The organism is Amycolatopsis sp. NPDC104587, from assembly GCF_055583645.1.
On record NZ_JBVJNO010000024.1, the window covers coordinates 81,840 to 100,091 of the forward strand.

An 18,252-nucleotide genomic window follows, 5' to 3' on the forward strand; every position below is an offset into this window, starting at 1 on the left:
CCACCACAGCACCACCCGCCCCGCCGGCGGAATCACGCCGCCGGGTGGCGATACACCCACGTCGGCGGCGGTGCTGGCAAGATCTTCACAACTACGAGATACGGTGTTGTGCTGTGACCGCGATTCGCGATCGCCAGAGCGATCCAGATGCCGACGACGTCCCCGTGCCGTGGGACGAGCGTCCTGTCGTCGGTTCGAGGCGGGGGCTTCCGTGGTGGGCGGCGGTTCTCGTCGGCCTCGGGCTCGCCGTTGTCGGCGCCCTCGTCGGGAAGCCGACCCAGACCACCATCCCCGTGATCTTCACGGTCCTCTACATCGGCGGGGCCGTGATCGCGGTCTGCGCGGTGCGCCGCCGCGGGCTGTTCGGGCCGATGGTCATGCCGCCGCTCGTGCTGGCCGTGACCGTGCCCGGCGTGATCCTGCTGACCTCGGGCTCCGAGGGCGACGACACGCTCTCGAAGGTGCTGAGCATCGGCACCCCGCTGATCAACGGCTTCCCGATCATGGCCATCACCACCGGCATCACGCTGCTGATCGGGTTCGTCCGGATCGCCCGCGAGCGCGACCCGGACGCTCCGAAGAAGGCCAAGCGCGCCGCCGACGACGACGGTGACGAGAAGCCGCGCGCGAGCCGGCCGCGGCCGGCGGGCTCGAACCGCACCGGCCAGACCCCGGTGCCGCCGAGCCGGCGTGGCCGGGAAGGCGAACCGCCGAGGCGGCCGCGCCCGCCCGCCGAGGGTGAACGTCGTCCGCAGCGGGCCGCGCCCGCCGAACGTGACCGTGGGGCGCGCAAGCCGCCGCCCGCTGCGGGACGTCGGGCGCCGCGGCCGGACGAAGGTGATCCGCGCCGCCAGCCTCGCGCTGCCGGTGATGCTCCGCGGCGACGTCCGCGTCCGCCCGCCGAAGACGGCCGGGACACGCCGCCGCGGCGGCCGTCCGGGGGCCGGGGTGCGCCGCCGCGCCGGAACCGTCCTTGGGACGACGAAGACCGCTGATCCGCGAAACGACGGCCACCTCCCTCGAGAGCGAGAGCGGGAAGTGGCCGCCGTTCACCAAGCTCAGACCTTGCGCAGCTCCTTCGGCGGCGCGAAGGTGATCTTCTCGTTGGCCGTCGTGACCTCTTTGACGTCGCCGTAGCCCCGCTCGGCCAGCCAGGCCAGCAGGTCCATGACCAGCTCGTCCGGCACCGAAGCGCCCGAGGTGACCCCCACCGTCGTCACGCCGGAAAGCCAGGCTTCGTCGACCTCGTGCGCGAAGTCGACCAGGTACGACGCCCGGGCGCCCGCCTTCAGCGCGACCTCGACCAGGCGCTTCGAGTTGGACGAGTTCGTCGACCCGACCACCAGCACCAGGTCGCACTCGGCGGCCATCGCCTTGACCGCGACCTGACGGTTGGTCGTCGCGTAACAGATGTCGTCGCTCGGTGGGTCCGCCAGCCCCGGGAAGCGTTCGCGAAGCTGGTCGACGCGCTCCATCGTCTCGTCGACCGACAGCGTCGTCTGGGACAGCCAGATCACCTTCGACGGGTCGCGCACCTCGACCTTGTCGACGTCCTCGGCCTTGTCGACCAGCTGGACCTTGTCCGGCGCCTCGCCGGCGGTGCCCTCGACCTCCTCGTGGCCTTCGTGGCCGATCAGGAGGATGTCGTAGTCGTCCTTCGCGAAGCGGTTGACCTCCTTGTGCACCTTCGTCACCAGGGGGCAGGTCGCGTCGATCGTGCGCAGGTTCCGGTCCGCCGCCTCCTGGTGCACCATCGGCGAGACGCCGTGGGCGGAGAACACCACGAGCGCGCCCTCGGGCACCTCGGAGGTCTCGTCGACGAAGATCGCGCCGCGCTCGCGCAGCGTCTCGACCACGTGCTTGTTGTGCACGATCTCCTTGCGGACGTACACCGGGGCGCCGTAGACCTCGAGAGCCTTCTCGACGGCGATCACCGCGCGGTCGACACCCGCGCAGTAACCACGGGGTTTGGCCAGCAGCACCCGCTTGCCGGAGGCGGTTCCGGTGATCGTCGGGGTACCCGCGGGCTCGATTCCGGGACTCGCTGAACTCATGGCACCCAGGGTACGGGCAGTCCCGAGACGAACTCGAAGTCCCTTTCGGGTGAGCTTCGTCCCTCTTCAGAGCTGTGCGTGGGGTCACGCTCAGCACCCGAACCCACCCTTTCGGTTGGGCAGGATGGCGTAGATGCGGCAGGCTATACGCATGAAGCCATTCCCGCTCCCCCTCCGGGTCGCCGCGGGCCTCGCCGTCAGCACCGCCGAGCGGGTTCGTGAGCTTCCCCGGCAGCTCGCCGGGCTCCCGGTGACCGTGGTCAGCCAGGTCCTGCAGGCGTCCATGCGGGTGCAGCAGCACGTCACCGAGCTGGCGATCAAGGGTGACAACGCCCTCTCGAGCCTGCGCCCGGTCGAGGACACGCCCAGCTGGGCGACCTTCGACGAAGACCTCGACGTCTCCCCCGCCCGGCCGAACCTGGCGCCGGTCGCCGACGTGCCCGAGCCCCGGTCCGAGATCACGGACATCAACGGTCACGTTCCGTCAGCGGCCGAGCTCGAAGAGGAGCTCGGCGACCCGTGGGCCGAGGAGGAGCGCGCGCTCGCCGAGGAGCACGCAGACGGCGAGAACGACGCCGCGGAAGAAAACAAGCCGAAGCCCGGCACGCCCGCGGTCGACAAGAAGACCAAGGACGAGACCCCGCGCACCAGCGCCGGCGGGTACGCCGGCCCGGCCGGGCTGACCGGCTACGACCAGCTCACCCTCCCGCAGCTGCGGGCGCGGCTGCGCCAGTTCTCGATCGCCCAGCTCGAGACGATCCTCGAGTACGAGCGCGCGAACGCCGACCGCTCGTCCTTCACCGGGATGCTCTCGCGCCGGATCGCCAACGCCCGCAAGGCCGAGCAGGCGAAGGAAAACGGCGACGGCGCGGAAGGCCCGTGACCGAGACCGAAGCGAGCACCGCCGAGAAGCCCTGGCCGGTCCGGACCGTCGCGCGCAAGATCGGCGACTGGATCCACCGGCTCGGCACGGTCTGGGTCGAGGGCCAGGTCACGCAGGTCAACTCCCGGCCGAACACGCAGACCGCGTTCCTGACGCTGCGCGACCCCTCGGCCGACGTCTCGATGTCGGTCACCTGCCCGAACTGGCTGATCCGCGAGATGGAGCCGCCGCTGCGCGAAGGCGCCAGCGTGGTGGTGCACGCGAAGCCGTCGTTCTTCTTCGGCCGCGGCACGATCAGCCTGCGCGCCGACCAGATCCGCGCGGTCGGCATCGGCGAGCTGCTGGCCCGGATCGAGCGCCTGCGGAAGCTGCTGGCCGCCGAAGGCCTCTTCTCACCGCAACGCAAACGGCCGATCCCGTTCCTGCCGAAGGGGGTCGGGCTGATCACCGGCCGCGCGTCGGCCGCCGAGCGGGACGTGCTGGTCAACGCCCAGACGCGGTGGCCGCACGTCCGGTTCAAGGTGCTCAACACCGCCGTCCAGGGCTCGCAGGCGGTGCCGCAGGTCATGCGCGCCCTGAAGATCCTGGACGCCGATCCCGAGATCGACGTCATCGTCATCGCCCGCGGCGGCGGCAGCGTCGAGGACCTGCTGCCCTTCTCCGACGAGGCGCTCTGCCGCGCGGTCTCGGCCGCGGGCACGCCGGTCGTCAGCGCGATCGGGCACGAGCCCGACACCCCGCTGCTCGACCACGTCGCCGACCTGCGCTGTTCGACGCCGACCGACGCGAGCAAGCGGATCGTCCCGGACCTGCGCGAGGAGACCGAGCGGGTCCGCCAGATGCGCGACCGCGGCCGCCGCGCGCTGCACGGCTGGGTCGACACCCAGACGCGGCTGCTGACCCAGATCCGCAGCCGCCCGTCGCTGGCCGACCCGCTGGGCCCGATCCAGCGCCGCCAGGACGACGTCGACGTCCACCGCGAACGCGCGCGCCGCGCCATGCTGACCCTGCTCGCCAAGGACCAGGCCGAGACCGCGAGCGCGCGGGCCCGGCTCACCGCGCTCGGGCCGGCCGCGACGCTGGCCCGCGGGTACGCGGTCGTGCAGTTCGTCGACGCCGAAGGCAACCTCCAGGTACTCCGCTCCGTCTCCGAAGTCGAGGCCGGTGCCCAGCTGCGCGTGCGGGTGGGTGACGGCGCGATCGGCGCGGTGGCGGAAGGAGAGCAGGGGTGACGTTCCTCCCGCTGACGGTGGACGCGGCTCGCCGCCTGGGCGCGTGGCCGCTGCTGGACCAGGCGGTGCGCACCGACCGGGCCGCGGCCGAGTGCTGGACGGCGCTGCTCGCCGGCTGCGGAACGGCCGCCCGCCGTGACCTGGGCCCGCAGCTGCGTCGGCTGTCCGAGGCGACGTCGATGCAGGTCGGTTCACGCTGGTGGTTCGCCGAGGGCGCCGGGCACCGCAAGCGCGTCGCGGGGGCGCAGGAGAACCTCGAAGAGGCGATCGCGGAGGGTGACGGCCAGGAGTTCGCGCTCGCCTTCGTCGGGTACGACCACGCCATGGCCAGCGCGGTAGTGTGCGCGCACAGCCCAAGCCGGAAGGTCGGAGAACGCCCAGCGTGAGTGAAGCCAGCGAGGAACTCGGCTACGAGCAGGCCCGCGACCGCCTCGTCGAGGTCGTCCGCGAACTCGAAGCCGGTGGCCTGTCCCTCGAGCAGTCGCTCGCGCTGTGGGAGAAGGGCGAGAAGCTCGCGAAGGTGTGTGAGCGGCACCTCGAAGGCGCCCGCGAACGCGTCGAGGCCGCTCTGGCGTCCGTCGAGGACGAAACCGACAACGGCCAGTGACGTTTGCCATGCTTCGGGCGACTGGACCGACCCGCGGTATCTGAGAGACTGGGCGTCCGCCGAACTCGCTTCCCCGGGAGGCCCGCATGACGACCCCCAGCGCCCCACAACGCCGTGAAGCGCCCGACCGCAACCTCGCGATGGAGCTGGTCCGGGTGACCGAGGCCGCCGCGATGGCCGCCGGCCGCTGGGTCGGCCGCGGCGACAAGATCGGCGGGGACGGCGCGGCCGTCGACGCGATGCGCCAGCTGGTGTCGACGGTGTCGATGCGCGGGGTCGTGGTGATCGGCGAGGGCGAGAAGGACGAAGCGCCGATGCTGTTCAACGGCGAAGAGGTCGGCAACGGCGACGGCCCGGACTGCGACGTCGCGGTCGACCCGGTCGACGGCACCACGCTGATGGCCAAGGGCATGCCCAACGCCCTCGCGGTGCTCGCGGTCGCCGAGCGCGGCGCGATGTTCGACCCCTCCGCGGTGTTCTACATGGAGAAGCTGGCCGTCGGGCCCGAGGCGGCGGGCAAGGTGGAGCTCGGCGCGCCGATCGCGGAGAACATCCGGCGGGTGGCCAAGGCGAAGCACAGCAGCGTCGGCGACGTCACCGTGTGCGTCCTCGACCGGCCGCGCCACGAGCAGATCATCAAGGAGATCCGCGACGCGGGCGCGCGGATCCGGTTCATCTCCGACGGCGACGTCGCGGGCGCGATCGCCGCGGCCCGCCCGACCACCGGCGTCGACATGCTGATCGGCATCGGCGGGACGCCGGAGGGCATCATCGCGGCCTGCGCGATGAAGTGCCTCGGCGGCGAGCTGCAGGGCCGGCTGTGGCCGAAGGACGACGCCGAGCGCGAGAAGGCCATCGGCGCCGGGCACGACCTCGACCGCGTGCTGCTGAACGACGACCTCGTGACCGGCGACAACGTCTTCTTCTGCGCCACCGGCGTCACCGACGGCGACCTGCTGCGCGGGGTCCACTACCGCGAGGGCGGCGCGACGACGCAGTCCATCGTGATGCGGTCCAAGTCCGGGACCGTCAGAATGATCGACGGTTACCACCGGCTCAACAAGCTGCGGGCGTACTCCTCGGTCAACTTCGACGGCCACCTGGACACGCCCGACGACGACATCGTGCCCCCGCTGCCGTAGAGGAGATCCGTGACCCGGCGACTGCTCACCCTGCTGACCGCCGGCCTGTTCGTCCTGGTCACCGGCACCGCCGGGGCCGAGCCCGGCATCGTCGGGGGCGCGAACGCGAGTGAGCCGTACCCCTTCGCGGTGTCGCTGCACTCGTCGACGGGGAAGCTGTTCTGCGCCGGCGCGCTGATCGCGCCGGCCTGGGTGGTCACGGCCGCGCACTGCGCGTTCGACAAGGTGCCGTCCGCGGTTTCGGTGCGGGCGGGGACGGCCGATTCGGGACAGGGCGGGGAAGTCGCCCCGCTCGCCGACATCATCGTGAACCCGGCGTTCAACACGCAGAGCCCGGCAGGTGACATCGCGCTGCTGCGGCTGGCGACGCCGGTCAAGGCCGCGCCGGTCGCGGTGGCGACGGCGGCGTCGCCGGGCACGGCGACCCGCATCCTCGGCTGGGGCCAGACGTGCCCGAAGGTCAACTGCGGCCAGGTCCCGGCGACGCTGCAGCAGCTCGACACGCACATCGTCGAAGGCGCGAAGTGCACGTCGGTGTTCGACGGCACGGCCGAGCTGTGCACGGACAACCCCGGCGGCAAGTCCGGGGCGTGCTTCGGCGACTCCGGCGGCCCGGAGGTCGTGCGCGACGGCGACCACTGGCTGCTCGTCGGCGTCACCAGCCGGCCGGGCAACAACAGCCCGGAATGCGCGACGGCGCCGTCGATCTACACCTCCGTCGTCGCGTACCAGCCGTGGATCGCGGAGAAGACGAAGGCCTGACCTACTCGGCGTTGCTGGAGTGGCCCGGGAACAGGTGCGCGTCCGGGTCGAGGGCGACGGCGATGTTGTTGACGGCCGTCGCCGCCTCGCCGAAGCCGGTCGCGATCAGCTTGACCTTCCCCGGGTACGCGGCGACGTCGCCCGCGGCGTAGACGCGTTCGCGCGCGGTCGCCATCGTCGAGTCCACGGCGATGGCGCGGTGGTCGATCTCCAGGCCCCAGCTCTCGATCGGCCCGAGGTCGGCGGTGAACCCGAGCGCTGCGACCACGGAGTGGGCCGGCAGCCGCTCGTCTTCGGCGCCCTTCACCGAAACGTCGACGGCTTCGAGCGCGCCGCTCGCGTCCTCGACGAACCGCGTCACCTCGGCGTCGGTGATGATCCGGACGCCGAGCTCACGCGCCTGCCGCACGATCGACTCGGCGGCGCGGAACTTGGCGCGGCGGTGCACGAGCGTCACGCTCGCGGCGATCGGGTGCAGCGCGAGCACCCAGTCGAACGCCGAGTCGCCGCCGCCGACGATCACGACGTGCTGGTCCGCGTGCGCGTCGAACGACGGGACGAAGTGGACCATGCCGCGGCCGAGCCAGCCGTCGCCGGCGGGCAGCGGACGCGGGGTGAACTCGCCGATGCCCGCGGTGATCAGGACGGCGCCCGCGCGCAGCGTCTCGCCGCCGTCGAGGGTGAGCTCGACGCCGTTTCCGAGCGTCTGCAGCTTCTCCGCCTTGCGCCCCAACAAGTACGTCGGCGCGAACGGCGCGACCTGCTTCACCAGGCCGTCGACGAGATCGCGGCCGCGGACCTCGGCGAACCCGCCGACGTCGTAGATCATCTTCTCGGGGTACATCGCGGTCACCTGGCCGCCGGGCTCGGGCAGCGAGTCGACGATGGCCATCGACAGCCCGCGGAACCCGGCGTAGTAGCCGGCGAAGAGGCCGGTCGGGCCCGCGCCGATGATCACGAGGTCGTACGAGTCCCCAGAAGCTTCAGTCATGCTCGCTCCAGCCAGTGGTGGATGGCGGTGATCGAGAACACAGCCGATCCTAGCCTTGCCGGGCGAGTCAGGCGGGGATGTCGCCGTGCCCGAACAGACCGAGCAGCCAGGTGTGGCGGATGGCTTCACGAGCGCGGTCGTAGGCCTCGTCGGTGGCGAGCCAGATGGCCTGGGTGAGCAGCTCGATCGTCGCGGCGATGACGGTGCGCGCGGTGAACGGCGGCGGGAGCGGCAGGTCCGGGTCGGTCGTGCGCAGCCACGCGGCCGTCCGGTCGAACACCGCTTCACTCGCGCGCAGCACCTCTTCACGCGCTTCGAGGCCCGCGTCGCCGAGGGCGTAGATCTCCAGGAGCACCGCGCGGGCGACCACCGGGCGGCGGCGCACGTACCCGACGACGAAGTCGCCGCACGCGGTGACGGCGGCCAGCGGGGTCGGCGCCTCGGCCGCGACCGCGACACCCTGGTCGAGGAACTCCCCCGTCAGCGCGCGGTAGGCGGCGAGGAAGGCGTCCTGCTTGCCGGTGAACTGCTCGTAGAACGACGTGCGTGACACTCCCGCGGACGCCGTGACGTGGCCGACCGTCGTGGCGGCGTACCCGCGTGCGCCGACGTTGGCCAGCACCGCCTCGACCAGCCGGGCGCGCTGGGCCCCGGCCACTTCCTCGCGGCTGAGGCTGTGCGGCCCCTTGGGCAGCCGGCGGTCCTGGGTTCTCATCCGCGGCACCGTACCCGGCGGACCGGCCGCGAGGACCGGTCCGCCGGTGAGCGTCAGGCCGGCTCCTCCGGGGCCAGGGAGTTCCCGGCCGGGATGTGCCCGCAGCTCGACGGCGCCGCCTTGCCCGCGAAGCGGTCGACCAGCCACGCGATCGCCGTCGGCGCCCACGCCGCTGCGCCGCCGACGTGGCTGAGCAGGTCGTACTGCGTGTACTTGATCGAGCCGTTGCCGGTGGCGCAGTACTGCCGGGCGAGCGCCCGCACGTCGCCGGCCACCATCACGCCGTCGCCGGTGCCGATGCCCGGGAGGTTGCTGGTGGTCCCTTCGAGGAACCCGGCGTTGCCCTGGGCGATGAAGCCGGGGACCGACGGCGTCGGCGCGGACCCGATGTTGACCTTGTTCACCGCGGCGACGAACGGCGGCACCGAGTTCGGGTTCGCGTACTCCGGCTTCGCGATCTTCTGCCACGTCAGCCCCGGGTACCGGCCGAGGGCGTTGATGATCGACGCGTGCTCCAGGTCGTCGAGCACCTTCAAGCCGTACTCGCTCGCGTACGGCCGCAGGTCGATGCCGAAGCCGCGCGCGACGCCGATCAGCGCCATCGGGATGACCCCGGACCAGACCGGGCTGCCGCCGACGTACTTGAGGTTGTGCGCGGGGTCGACGAGCACACCGCCTTCGGTGAAGCCGACGAGCTTCCGGTTGACGTCGGGGGCGTAGCTCGGCGCGAGCGCGGCCGCCCAGCCGGTCGCGATCGCGCCGCCCGAGTACCCGAGGAGCCCGAACTTCGTGCCGTCGTTCATGCCGGTGGCGGCCGAGCTCGTCACGGCGCGGATCGAGTCGAGCGTGTTCGTGCCGTACTCGGGTCCGGCGGCGAAGTTCGCGGTCTGCCCTTCGGTGTCGGGCACCACGACGTTGTAGCCCAGCAGAAGCGACGGGAGGAGCAGCAGCGACTCGCCGTTGGGCAGCAGGCCGCCGAGGGTGACGTCCCCGGCGATCGCCCGCGACGGCGCGTCGGCGGGGTCGAGCGAGTCGTAGGCCGACTGGTACGACACGGCTTTCGTGGTGTCGCCGGTGATGCTGCGGACGACCGAGGTGACGTTGGCGGCCGGCCGGCCCTGCGCGTCGGTGGTGCGGTAGAGCAGCTGAATGGCCTTCACCGGCGTCGCGAGCCCGACGACGTGGTAGTTCAGCGTCCGGGTCTTGAGGACCGTCCCGGGCGCGTACGACGACAGCGGTGTGCTGCCGTCGTAGGAGTAGAAGGAATCGGACGACGCGGCGGCCGCCGGGCTCGCCGGCGCGAGGGCGGCGGTCAGCGCGAATGCGGCGGTGAGCGTGGCGAAACGAACGCGGTTGCGGATCATGACTCCCCTTTGAATCATGAGGTGGATCACGCGGATCGCCATAACCTACCAGCGAGTAGGTGTCGTGTACAGGCGCGTACACGATCGACGGAACGGGGTGCGCAACGCCACCACGCGGTGACTCGCGAAAAGGTCAAGAATCGGTGTCATGGCTGACCAGGAGTACCGGATCGAACACGACACCATGGGCGAGGTCCGCGTGCCGGCCGCCGCGCTCTACCGCGCGCAGACCCAGCGGGCCGTCGAGAACTTCCCCATCTCCGGCCGGGGCCTGGAGCGGGCCCAGATCCGCGCGCTCGGCCTGCTCAAGGCCGCCGCCGCGCGCGTGAACCAGAAGCTGGGCGTGCTCGACGCCGACGTCGCGGAGGCCATCGCGGCCGCCGCCGACGAGGTCGCCGAGGGCGCCCACGACGCGCACTTCCCGATCGACGTCTTCCAGACCGGGTCCGGGACGTCGTCGAACATGAACGCCAACGAGGTCATCGCGACGCTGGCGACCCGCGCCCTCGGCCGGGACGTGCACCCGAACGACCACGTCAACGCGTCGCAGTCGTCGAACGACACCTTCCCGACGACCATCCACGTCGCCGCGACCGAAGCCGTCCTCAAGGACGTCATCCCCGCGCTCGAGCACCTCGCCGGCGCCATCGAGGTGCGCGCCGCGGAGTGGGCCGACGTCGTGAAGTCCGGCCGCACGCACCTGATGGACGCCGTGCCGATCACCCTCGGCCAGGAGGCCGGCGCGTGGGCGTCGCAGGTCCGGTTCGGCGTCGAACGGCTGAAGTCCGGCCTGCCGCGCCTCGGTGAGCTGCCGATCGGCGGCACCGCCGTCGGGTCCGGCCTCAACGCGCCGGACGGCTTCGGCGCTTCGGTCGCCGCGGAGCTCGCCACCGTCACCGGCCTGCCGCTGACCGAGGCCCGCGACCACTTCGAGGCGCAGGCGACCCAGGACAGCGTCGTCGAGACGTCCGGGCACCTGCGCACGATCGCCGTGTCACTGAACAAGATCGCGAACGACCTGCGCTGGCTGGGCTCCGGCCCGCGCACCGGCCTCGCCGAGCTGGCGCTGCCGGACCTGCAGCCGGGCTCGTCGATCATGCCGGGCAAGGTGAACCCGGTGATCCCGGAGGCGACCCTGCAGGTCGTCGCGCAGGTGATCGGCAACGACGCGGCCGTCGCTTTCGCCGGTGCCGCGGGCAACTTCCAGCTGAACGTCAACCTGCCGGTGATCGCCCGGAACGTCCTCGAGTCGGCGCGCCTGCTCGCCGCCGTCTCGCGACTGCTGGCGGACAAGGTCTTCGACGGCGTCACAGCGAACGTCTCGCGGGCGCGGGAGTACGCCGAGGGTTCACCGTCGATCGTGACGCCGCTGAACAAGTACATCGGCTACGAAGAAGCCGCCGCGGTCGCGAAGCAGGCTCTGAAGGAGCTGAAGACGATCCGCGAGGTCGTGATCGAGCGCGGGTATGTGAAGGACGGCAAGCTCACCGAAGAGCAGCTCGACGAAGCGCTCGACGTCCTCCGCATGGCCCGCGGCGGCAAGTGACTCCCTACCGCCGGCGCAGGCGCGCGTCCGCCAGCGCCGGCGGGGTGTAGTCCTTCTCGGCCGGGTTCAGGTCCGTGCCCGGCGGGACGATCTCGTCGATCCGGTCCAGCACCTCGTCGTCCAGCACCAGGTCCGCGCCCGCCAGCAGGTCGTCGAGCTGCGACGGCGTGCGCGGGCCGATGATCGCCGACGTCACGCCCGGGTGCGCCCGGACGAACGCCGTCGCCAGGTGGGTGAGGGGCCGGCCCAGGTCGTCGGCGATCTTCTTCAGCTGCGCGATCGCCTCGAACTTGACGGCGTTCTCCGGCAGCGCCGGGTCGAACTTGTGCGCCTGCAACGTCCGGCGGCCTTCGGAAAGGTCCACATCGGACGGTTGCAGGTACTTGCCCGACAGCCAGCCGCTGGCCAGCGGGCTCCACGTCAGCACGCCCATGCCGTACTTCTGCGCGGTGGGCAGCACCGCCGCTTCGATCGCCCGGTTGAAGATCGAGTACGGCGGCTGTTCGGCCCGGAACCGGGCCAGGCCGCGCTTTTCCGCCACCCACTGGGCTTCCACGATCTGCTCGGCCGGGAAGTCCGACGACCCGATCGCGCGGACCTTCCCGGCGCGCACGAAGTCCGTGAGCACCGAGAGGGTTTCCTCGATGTCGGTCGCCGGGTCCGGCCGGTGGACCTGGTAGAGGTCGACGTAGTCGGTGTCGAGCCGCCGGAGGCTGTCGTCGAGCGCGCGGGTGAGCCAACGTCGCGAAAGACCGCCCTGGTTGGGGTCGGAGCCCATCCGGAAGAAGCCTTTGGTGGCCAGCACGACCTCGTCGCGGCGGCCCTTCAAGGCCTTGCCGACGATCCGCTCGTTCTCGCCGTCGCTGTACATGTCCGCGGTGTCCCAGAAGTTCACGCCGGCGTCGAGCGCGGTGTGCAGCATCCGGACGCCCTCTTCGTGGTCCGGATTGCCCCACTTGCCCAGCATCATCGCGCCGAACGCGTACTCGCTGACCGAGATCCCCGTGCCGCCCAGAATTCGTCGTTTCATGCCACCACCCTGCGGCGGGCGAGCAGCACGGACCAGGTCACGCTCAACCTGGGTCCGCCAGTACCAGGCGGGCCGCCGCGAGCCGGGGATACTGGAGGCATGAGTGACGCAGCCGAGCTGGGCGCCTTCCTGAAGGCGCGCCGCGCCGCACTGGACCCCGCCGACCTGGGCCTGCCGCCCGGGATCACGCAGCGGCGCGTCCAGGGCCTGCGCCGCGAGGAGCTGGCGCAGCTGTCCGGCATCAGCGTCGACTACTACACGCGGCTGGAGCAGGGCCGCGCGAAGAACGTCTCGGACGCGGTCCTCGACGCGCTGGCCCGCGCGCTGCGGCTCAACTCCGGCGAGGAGGCCTACCTGCGCAACCTCGCCGCACCGAGGCGCCGGGACGAGCACACGCCGCAGCGGGTCCGGCCCGAGCTGCAGCAGCTGCTCGACGCCATCCAGGCGCCCGCGTTCGTCTTCGGCCGGTACCTGGACGTGCTCGCGTGGAACCCGCTCGGGGGTGCGGTCGCGTTCGCGTTCGCCGACCTCGACGAGCTGAACATGCCGAAGCTCATCTTCATCGACGAACGCGCGAAGCAGCTGCACCCGGAGTACGACGCGGTCTGCCGGGAGCTCGTCGCGAACCTGCGCGCGGAGAGCGGCAGGCACCCCGGTGACCCGCGGTTCGCCCAGCTGATCGGGGAGCTCTCCCTGGCCAGCGAGCGGTTCCGGAAGCTGTGGGCCGAGCACGCGGTGCAGGAGAAGGCGCAGGGGTGGAAGCTGCTGCGCAACCCCGTCGTCGGCGAGCTGCGGCTGCGGTACGAAACGCTGCGCCTACCCCAGGATCCCGACCAGGGCCTGGTGATCTACCACGCCGAACCCGGGTCGGAGACCGAGCGCGCGCTCGGCCTGCTGGCCAGCTGGATCACCGCCGGTGAACGACCGGTGAACACTCGGCAAGCACGCACCCACCCGGCGTGACCGCTGCCTAGACTGCTGCATCTGGGGGAGCCGGGGGCAGAGGAGCAGCACGGTGGGCGTCGGCGCGACGATGCAGTCTCTCGCCGAGATCCTGAGCTCGGACTCGGGCAGCCTGGTCCTCGGGCTCGCCGCGCTGGTCGCGATGGCCGCGCCGTTCGTGGACCGCTACTTCATCCGGCGCCGGCGCATGACGTTCCGGGTGCTCTACAACTCCAAGATCGGCCTCTCCCCGATCGACCTGCACGACGGCGAGAACGGCTCGGCGCAGGCGGCTCCCCAGCTGGAGCAGATGGCCCGGCTGCTCGAGCGGATGAGCATCGTGGTGATCCGCGTCCACAACACCGGCGGGTTCGACATCGCGCCGGAGGACTTCGAGATCCCGCTCTCGTTCACCTTCGGCAGCCGGATCGTCTGGGACGCCCGGGTGTCCGACGCCACTGACGACGGCCTGCGCCAGCACGTCCGCGACGGTCTCGAGTTCTTCACGCGCGACACCGCGACCCCGCAGCCCGCCGAAGGCGTGAAGCTCTCTCGAGTGCGCGCGCTGCTGCCGAAGCGCTTCGCCGGGCTCGTCGCGTCCGAAGCGCCGCCGCCTGAAGCGCCCGAGTGGCACGGCGTCCGGTTCGCGCGGCTTTCCTTGAAGCGCAAGGAGAAGTTCAAGCTGGTCGTCGTGCTCCGGGAGTCCGAGGGCCACGACGGCGAGATCAGCAAGGAGATCGACCACCACGCGCGGCTCGCCGCCGGCCGGATCAAGGACGACCGCAAGCAGCGCCGGTTCGGCTGGCCGGTGCTCACGACGGCGGTCGGGGTGCTGCTGACCGGCGCGTTGCTGGCGACGTTGATCGTGTCCTGGTCCCGGCCGGCGGTCGACAGCGCGCTGTGCGCCATCGGGAAGCTGTCGGTCCAGGGGTCGAGCGCGTTCGTCCCGATCATCAACGGCATCGCCGGCGAGTACCACAGCCAGTGCGACGGCGCGACGATCACGACCCAGGCGACCGGCAGTGTCACCGGCGTCCGCGCGCTCGCCGTTGTCGACGCCGCGGGCAAGGACGAGCTGGCGGTGCTCTCGGACGGCCGCTCGGGCGAAGCCGGCCCCGGCCTGGAGGCCAAGGCCGTCGCGGTGGTGGTCTACAGCCTGGTCGTCAACCGCGCGGCCGGCGTCGACCGGCTGACGACCCAGCAGGTCAAGGACATCTTCAGCGGCCGGGTGCGGAACTGGGACCAGCTGCGGCCGGGGCCGTCGGTGCCGATCGGGATCGTCGGGCGCGGGCAGGAGTCCGGCACCCGCAAGACGTTCGAGCAGAAGGTGCTCGGCGGCGCGGAGGACCGGCTGACGTCGGACTCGTGCCGCAACCCCGAGCGCGACCCGGCGGCCGCCACCACGCGCTGCGAGCGCGGCACGACCGCCGAGGTGCTCACCGAGGTCGCGGCGGTGCCCGGCGCGATCGGGTACGCCGACGTCCCGGCGGCCAAGACCGCGGCCGCGCGCGACCAGCAGGTGAGCGTCGTGCAGCTCGACGGCCACTACCCCGACGTCACGACCGTCGACGCCGGGTACCGCTTCTGGACCGTCGAGTACCTGTACACGAAGGGCGTGCCGTCGAACGGGAGCGTGCTGAAGCGGTTCCTGGACTACCTGGCCAGCCCGACCGCGCGGGCCGAGCTGCAGGACGCCGGGTACACCCCCTGCGTGGCCAAGGACGGGCTGCTCGACCTCCTCTGCACCAGGCCGGACATCTGACCGTCCTGAAATTGTCGGTGGTCCGGGTCATGATGTCCGGGTGTTGCTGAGCGAGATAGTCCGGGCGTCGGCCGAGCTGGCGGCGACGAGGTCCAGGAAGGCGAAGATCGCCCTCCTGGCCGCGGTGCTGCGCGCCGCCGAGCTCGTCGAGCTGCCGGTGGTAATCGCGTACCTGACGGGGCAGACGGCGCAGGACAGGCTGGGTGCGGGCTGGCGCACCCTGGCCGGGCTCGGCGCCGGGTCCGCGCCCGATCCGGTCGCGACGGTGCTCGAAGTGGATTCCGCGCTGACCGAGGCGGCCGGGGTGGCGGCGGGCACGGGGTCCTCGGGACGGCGGCAGGAGATCCTGCGGGCGCTGTTCGAGCGGCTCACGAAGAGCGAGCAGGAGTTCCTGTTCCGGCTGGTCACCGGTGAGCTGCGGCAGGGCGCGCTGGAAGGCGTGATGGTCGACGCGGTCGCGGCGGCGGCCGAGGTGCCGGCCGTCGACGTGCGGCGGGCGTTCATGCTGTCCGGGAAGCTCGGCGTCACCGGTGTCGCGGCGATGACCGGCGGGCAGGCCGCGCTAGCGGAGTTCCGGCTGACGCTGGGCACGCCGGTCAAGCCGATGCTGGCGTCCCCGGCGGAGTCGCTGGAGGAGGCCGTCGCCGAGCACGCCGAGGCGATCGTCGAGTACAAGATGGACGGTGCGCGGATCCAGGTGCACCGCCAGGGCGACGAAGTGCACGTCTGGACGCGGACGCTGCGCGAGATCACCGGGAGCGTCCAGGAGCTGGTCGAGCTCGTGCGGGCGCTGCCGTGCGAGTCGGTGGTGCTGGACGGCGAGACGTTGGCGCTGACCGACGCCGGGCGGCCGCGGCCGTTCCAGGACACGATGAGCCGGTTCGGCAGCACGCGCGAGGAGCAGGTGAAGGCGCTGCTGCTGCGGCCGTACTTCTTCGACTGCCTGCACCTCGACGGCGTCGACCTGCTGGACGCGCCGCTGTCCGAGCGCAACGCGGCGCTGCGGAAGGTAGCCGGGGCGCACGTCATCCCGGGCGAAGTCGGCGTCGCGCGCGCGGCCGAAGTGCTGGAGGCGGCGATGGAGGCCGGCCACGAAGGGGTGATGGTCAAGGACCTGGCGTCGCCGTACGCGGCCGGGCGGCGCGGGCGCGCGTGGCTGAAGGTCAAGCCGGTGCACACGATCGACCTGGTGGTGCTGGCGGCGGAGTGGGGCCACGGCCGCCGCACGGGCACGCTGTCGAATCTGCACCTGGGCGCCCGCGACCCGGACGGCGGCCCGCCGATCATGGTGGGCAAGACGTTCAAGGGCATGACCGACGAGATCCTGGCCTGGCAGACGAGGACGTTCCAGGAGATCGAGACCCACCGCGACGACTGGACGGTGTACGTCCGCCCGGAGGTGGTGGTCGAGATCGAGCTGGACAGCGCCCAGGTCTCGACCCGCTACCCGGGCGGCCTCGCGCTGCGCTTCGCCCGGGTGGTCCGCTACCGCCCGGACAAAGACCCGGCAGAGGCCGACACGATCGAAACAGTCCGCGGCCTCCTCCACGGCGACCGCCCAGAACAAACCTGACCTCCCACCCATGGCACGTGTCGCCCCTCCAATCACGCGTGATGCCCCTTCAATCACGCGAAATGCCCGCCCAGTCACGCGTGATTCCCCTGCCCACCCCCGAAAGGAGCCGCTACGAAAGTCTTGATCACGACATCGCGCGTCTTCGAGGTGCTTTCCTCCTAAAAGGAAAGACGAAAGTCGATGTTGCCTTCTCCCCGTCGTGAGCAGAGTGGCTGACGGAGTTTCCTTCAGCCACGGGAGAAAAGCATGAGACTGCGCGCTGTGTCCGGCTTGCTCGCGAGCACCACGCTGCTCGTGACCGCGTTCGCCGCACCCGCCGGCGCGACGCCGGTGCCGAGCACGCCGAACGCCGGGCACCAGCCGTCGAAGCACCACTTCTCGGCGGCCGCGCAGTCGTTCGTCGGCGCGAACACCGTGGAGAAGCGCGTCGCCAAGCTGGAAGCGGCGATGGCGTCGCTGCCGAAGGAAAGCACCGCGTACAACACGACGAAGCTGTGGAACGCCGGGATCACCGGCGCCGGCAGCACCGTCGCGACGCTGGTGTCCTTCGGCGACGACCAGGTCAAGCAGGTCCTGGACACCTACTCGAAGAACCACGGCCTGCCGCCGGCGAACGTCGAGGTCATCGAGCCGTCCGGGGCCGTCCCGGCCTGCACCGACCCCGGTGTCGACACCGCCACCTGCCAGGGCTGGGGCGGCGAGACCGACCTCGACGTCACGATGATGCACGCCCTGGCGCCGAACGCGAAGATCATCGTCGCCGCGACGCCGGTCGCCGAGACGCAGGGCTTCACCGGCCTGCCCGAGATGATGCACGCCGTCGACTACCTGACCGAGCACAAGCTGACCGACGTCATCTCGATGAGCTTCGGCACCACCGAAGAGAACTTCCCGTCGTTCGACTCGATCAAGACGCTCGACCCGGCGCTCGACCGCGCGAGCAAGGCCGGCATCACGATGGTCGCCTCCTCCGGTGACGACGGCCCGACCGGCGGTTACCTCTACGGCCCGGGCAACTACCCGTACCGCGTCGCGAGCTGGCCGGCGTCCGACCCGCGCGTCACGACGCTCGGTGGCACCCAGCTGCACCTCGACGCGGCCGGCAACCGCACCAAGGCGGACGACGTCGTGAACGTCAAGGACAACGGCTTCTCCGAAGGCGCGGGCCTCTCCAAGACGTACGCGCGGCCGAACTGGCAGGACGGCGTCAAGAAGATCACCGGCAGCAAGATGCGCTCGTTCCCGGACATCAGCATGGAAGGCGTCTTCGGGACGTCGCAGTCCGCGCCGCTGTTCGCCGGCGTGCTCGCGCTGGCCGTCCAGGCCAAGCACGGCAGGCTCGGCCAGATCAACCCCGCCCTCTACACGAAGCTGGGACCGGCCGGCACCAAGGCGGGCATCGTCGACGTCACCGAAGGCGACAACAGCCAGGACGGCGTCACCGGCTTCACCGCGGCGAAGGGCTTCGACGTCGCCAGCGGCTGGGGCACGGTCGACGCCTCGGTCTTCGTTCCCGCGCTGGTCAAGGCGCTGAAGTAGACCACCGGGTGGGGGGGGGGGGGGGGGGGGGGGGGGGGGGGGGGGGTGCAGGAGATGGGGCGGTGGATATTATTGGGGGGGGGAGAAGAGTGACACCACCTCATTTG

Annotated in this window: 17 protein-coding genes; 12 read left to right on the top strand and 5 right to left on the bottom strand. The window is 71.4% G+C overall.

The genetic code is table 11. From position 1 onward, the window contains the following. The first annotated feature begins 113 nt into the window (after positions 1–113). On the top strand, positions 114–995 hold the full coding sequence (locus tag ACZ61C_RS45895) for a DUF6542 domain-containing protein (protein ID WP_465314281.1): 882 nt from the start codon (positions 114–116) through the stop codon (positions 993–995). 63 nt (positions 996–1,058) lie between these two features. On the opposite strand, the gene ACZ61C_RS45900 is transcribed toward ACZ61C_RS45895, so the two are convergent. Then, positions 1,059–2,054 carry a 4-hydroxy-3-methylbut-2-enyl diphosphate reductase gene (locus ACZ61C_RS45900; RefSeq protein ID WP_465314283.1) on the bottom strand — a complete coding sequence of 332 codons (996 nt, stop codon included), beginning with the start codon at positions 2,052–2,054 and terminating at the stop codon, positions 1,059–1,061. Positions 2,055–2,205: 151 nt separating this feature from the next. On the opposite strand from ACZ61C_RS45900, the gene ACZ61C_RS45905 reads away from it, so the two are divergent. From ACZ61C_RS45905 to ACZ61C_RS45930, 6 genes are all read left to right on the top strand, one after another. Then, the gene (locus ACZ61C_RS45905) at positions 2,206–2,937 is read left to right on the top strand and encodes a lipid droplet-associated protein (protein WP_465314284.1); all 732 of its coding nucleotides are present in this window, start codon (positions 2,206–2,208) and stop codon (positions 2,935–2,937) included. Then, on the top strand, positions 2,934–4,169 hold the full coding sequence (gene xseA, locus ACZ61C_RS45910; RefSeq protein WP_465314285.1) for an exodeoxyribonuclease VII large subunit: 1,236 nt from the start codon (positions 2,934–2,936) through the stop codon (positions 4,167–4,169). Before ACZ61C_RS45905 ends, xseA begins: the two co-directional genes overlap by 4 nt. Next, positions 4,166–4,555, top strand: a complete 390-nt coding sequence (locus tag ACZ61C_RS45915; protein ID WP_465314286.1) for a hypothetical protein — start codon at positions 4,166–4,168, stop codon at positions 4,553–4,555. Before xseA ends, ACZ61C_RS45915 begins: the two co-directional genes overlap by 4 nt. After that, entirely contained in the window at positions 4,552–4,776 is a 225-nt protein-coding gene (locus tag ACZ61C_RS45920; protein WP_465314287.1) for an exodeoxyribonuclease VII small subunit, read from the top strand. Before ACZ61C_RS45915 ends, ACZ61C_RS45920 begins: the two co-directional genes overlap by 4 nt. Positions 4,777–4,862: 86 nt before the next feature. Continuing rightward, complete coding sequence (gene glpX, locus ACZ61C_RS45925; protein WP_465314288.1) at positions 4,863–5,918, top strand: class II fructose-bisphosphatase; 1,056 nt, start codon at positions 4,863–4,865, stop codon at positions 5,916–5,918. A 9-nt stretch (positions 5,919–5,927) separates the two neighbouring features. Continuing rightward, complete coding sequence (locus tag ACZ61C_RS45930; RefSeq protein ID WP_465314289.1) at positions 5,928–6,680, top strand: S1 family peptidase; 753 nt, start codon at positions 5,928–5,930, stop codon at positions 6,678–6,680. Position 6,681: 1 nt separating this feature from the next. Here ACZ61C_RS45930 and ACZ61C_RS45935 read toward each other — a convergent pair whose 3' ends face one another. From ACZ61C_RS45935 to ACZ61C_RS45945, 3 genes are all read right to left on the bottom strand, one after another. Further along, positions 6,682–7,671, bottom strand: a complete 990-nt coding sequence (locus tag ACZ61C_RS45935) for an NAD(P)/FAD-dependent oxidoreductase (protein WP_465314290.1) — start codon at positions 7,669–7,671, stop codon at positions 6,682–6,684. Between the two features lie 67 nt (positions 7,672–7,738). Next, a complete protein-coding gene (locus ACZ61C_RS45940) occupies positions 7,739–8,386 on the bottom strand; it encodes a TetR/AcrR family transcriptional regulator (RefSeq protein WP_465314291.1) in 648 nt (215 codons plus the stop codon). A 53-nt stretch (positions 8,387–8,439) separates the two neighbouring features. Next, positions 8,440–9,750 carry a lipase family protein gene (locus tag ACZ61C_RS45945; protein WP_465314292.1) on the bottom strand — a complete coding sequence of 437 codons (1,311 nt, stop codon included), beginning with the start codon at positions 9,748–9,750 and terminating at the stop codon, positions 8,440–8,442. A gap of 148 nt (positions 9,751–9,898) precedes the next feature. Here ACZ61C_RS45945 and ACZ61C_RS45950 point away from each other — a divergent pair, with 148 nt between their 5' ends. Further along, the gene (locus ACZ61C_RS45950; RefSeq protein ID WP_465314293.1) at positions 9,899–11,296 is read left to right on the top strand and encodes a class II fumarate hydratase; all 1,398 of its coding nucleotides are present in this window, start codon (positions 9,899–9,901) and stop codon (positions 11,294–11,296) included. Positions 11,297–11,300: 4 nt separating this feature from the next. Here ACZ61C_RS45950 and ACZ61C_RS45955 read toward each other — a convergent pair whose 3' ends face one another. Next, entirely contained in the window at positions 11,301–12,326 is a 1,026-nt protein-coding gene (locus tag ACZ61C_RS45955) for an aldo/keto reductase (RefSeq protein WP_465314294.1), read from the bottom strand. 99 nt (positions 12,327–12,425) lie between these two features. Here ACZ61C_RS45955 and ACZ61C_RS45960 point away from each other — a divergent pair, with 99 nt between their 5' ends. The 4 genes from ACZ61C_RS45960 to ACZ61C_RS45975 all read left to right on the top strand — a co-directional run bounded on the left by ACZ61C_RS45960 (position 12,426) and on the right by ACZ61C_RS45975 (position 18,145). Next, positions 12,426–13,289, top strand: a complete 864-nt coding sequence (locus ACZ61C_RS45960) for a helix-turn-helix domain-containing protein (RefSeq protein ID WP_465314295.1) — start codon at positions 12,426–12,428, stop codon at positions 13,287–13,289. A gap of 52 nt (positions 13,290–13,341) precedes the next feature. Then, on the top strand, positions 13,342–15,030 hold the full coding sequence (locus tag ACZ61C_RS45965) for a PstS family phosphate ABC transporter substrate-binding protein (RefSeq protein ID WP_465314296.1): 1,689 nt from the start codon (positions 13,342–13,344) through the stop codon (positions 15,028–15,030). 40 nt (positions 15,031–15,070) lie between these two features. Then, positions 15,071–16,603 (top strand): ATP-dependent DNA ligase, encoded by a 1,533-nt coding sequence (locus tag ACZ61C_RS45970; protein WP_465314297.1) that lies wholly within the window; start codon positions 15,071–15,073, stop codon positions 16,601–16,603. Positions 16,604–16,852: 249 nt separating this feature from the next. Beyond that, positions 16,853–18,145 (top strand): S53 family peptidase, encoded by a 1,293-nt coding sequence (locus ACZ61C_RS45975; protein WP_465314298.1) that lies wholly within the window; start codon positions 16,853–16,855, stop codon positions 18,143–18,145. The last annotated feature ends 107 nt before the right edge of the window (positions 18,146–18,252 follow it).

Bases quoted from the DNA above. Each gene is read 5' to 3' on its own strand.
- ACZ61C_RS45900 (WP_465314283.1), bottom strand. From the start codon at position 2,054: ATGAGTTCAGCGAGTCCCGGAATCGAGCCCGCGGGTACCCCGACGATC.
- ACZ61C_RS45905 (WP_465314284.1), top strand. From the start codon at position 2,206: ATGAAGCCATTCCCGCTCCCCCTCCGGGTCGCCGCGGGCCTCGCCGTC.
- glpX (WP_465314288.1), top strand. From the start codon at position 4,863: ATGACGACCCCCAGCGCCCCACAACGCCGTGAAGCGCCCGACCGCAAC.
- ACZ61C_RS45935 (WP_465314290.1), bottom strand. From the start codon at position 7,671: ATGACTGAAGCTTCTGGGGACTCGTACGACCTCGTGATCATCGGCGCG.
- ACZ61C_RS45940 (WP_465314291.1), bottom strand. From the start codon at position 8,386: ATGAGAACCCAGGACCGCCGGCTGCCCAAGGGGCCGCACAGCCTCAGC.
- ACZ61C_RS45945 (WP_465314292.1), bottom strand. From the start codon at position 9,750: ATGATCCGCAACCGCGTTCGTTTCGCCACGCTCACCGCCGCATTCGCG.
- ACZ61C_RS45950 (WP_465314293.1), top strand. From the start codon at position 9,899: ATGGCTGACCAGGAGTACCGGATCGAACACGACACCATGGGCGAGGTC.
- ACZ61C_RS45955 (WP_465314294.1), bottom strand. From the start codon at position 12,326: ATGAAACGACGAATTCTGGGCGGCACGGGGATCTCGGTCAGCGAGTAC.
- ACZ61C_RS45960 (WP_465314295.1), top strand. From the start codon at position 12,426: ATGAGTGACGCAGCCGAGCTGGGCGCCTTCCTGAAGGCGCGCCGCGCC.
- ACZ61C_RS45975 (WP_465314298.1), top strand. From the start codon at position 16,853: ATGAGACTGCGCGCTGTGTCCGGCTTGCTCGCGAGCACCACGCTGCTC.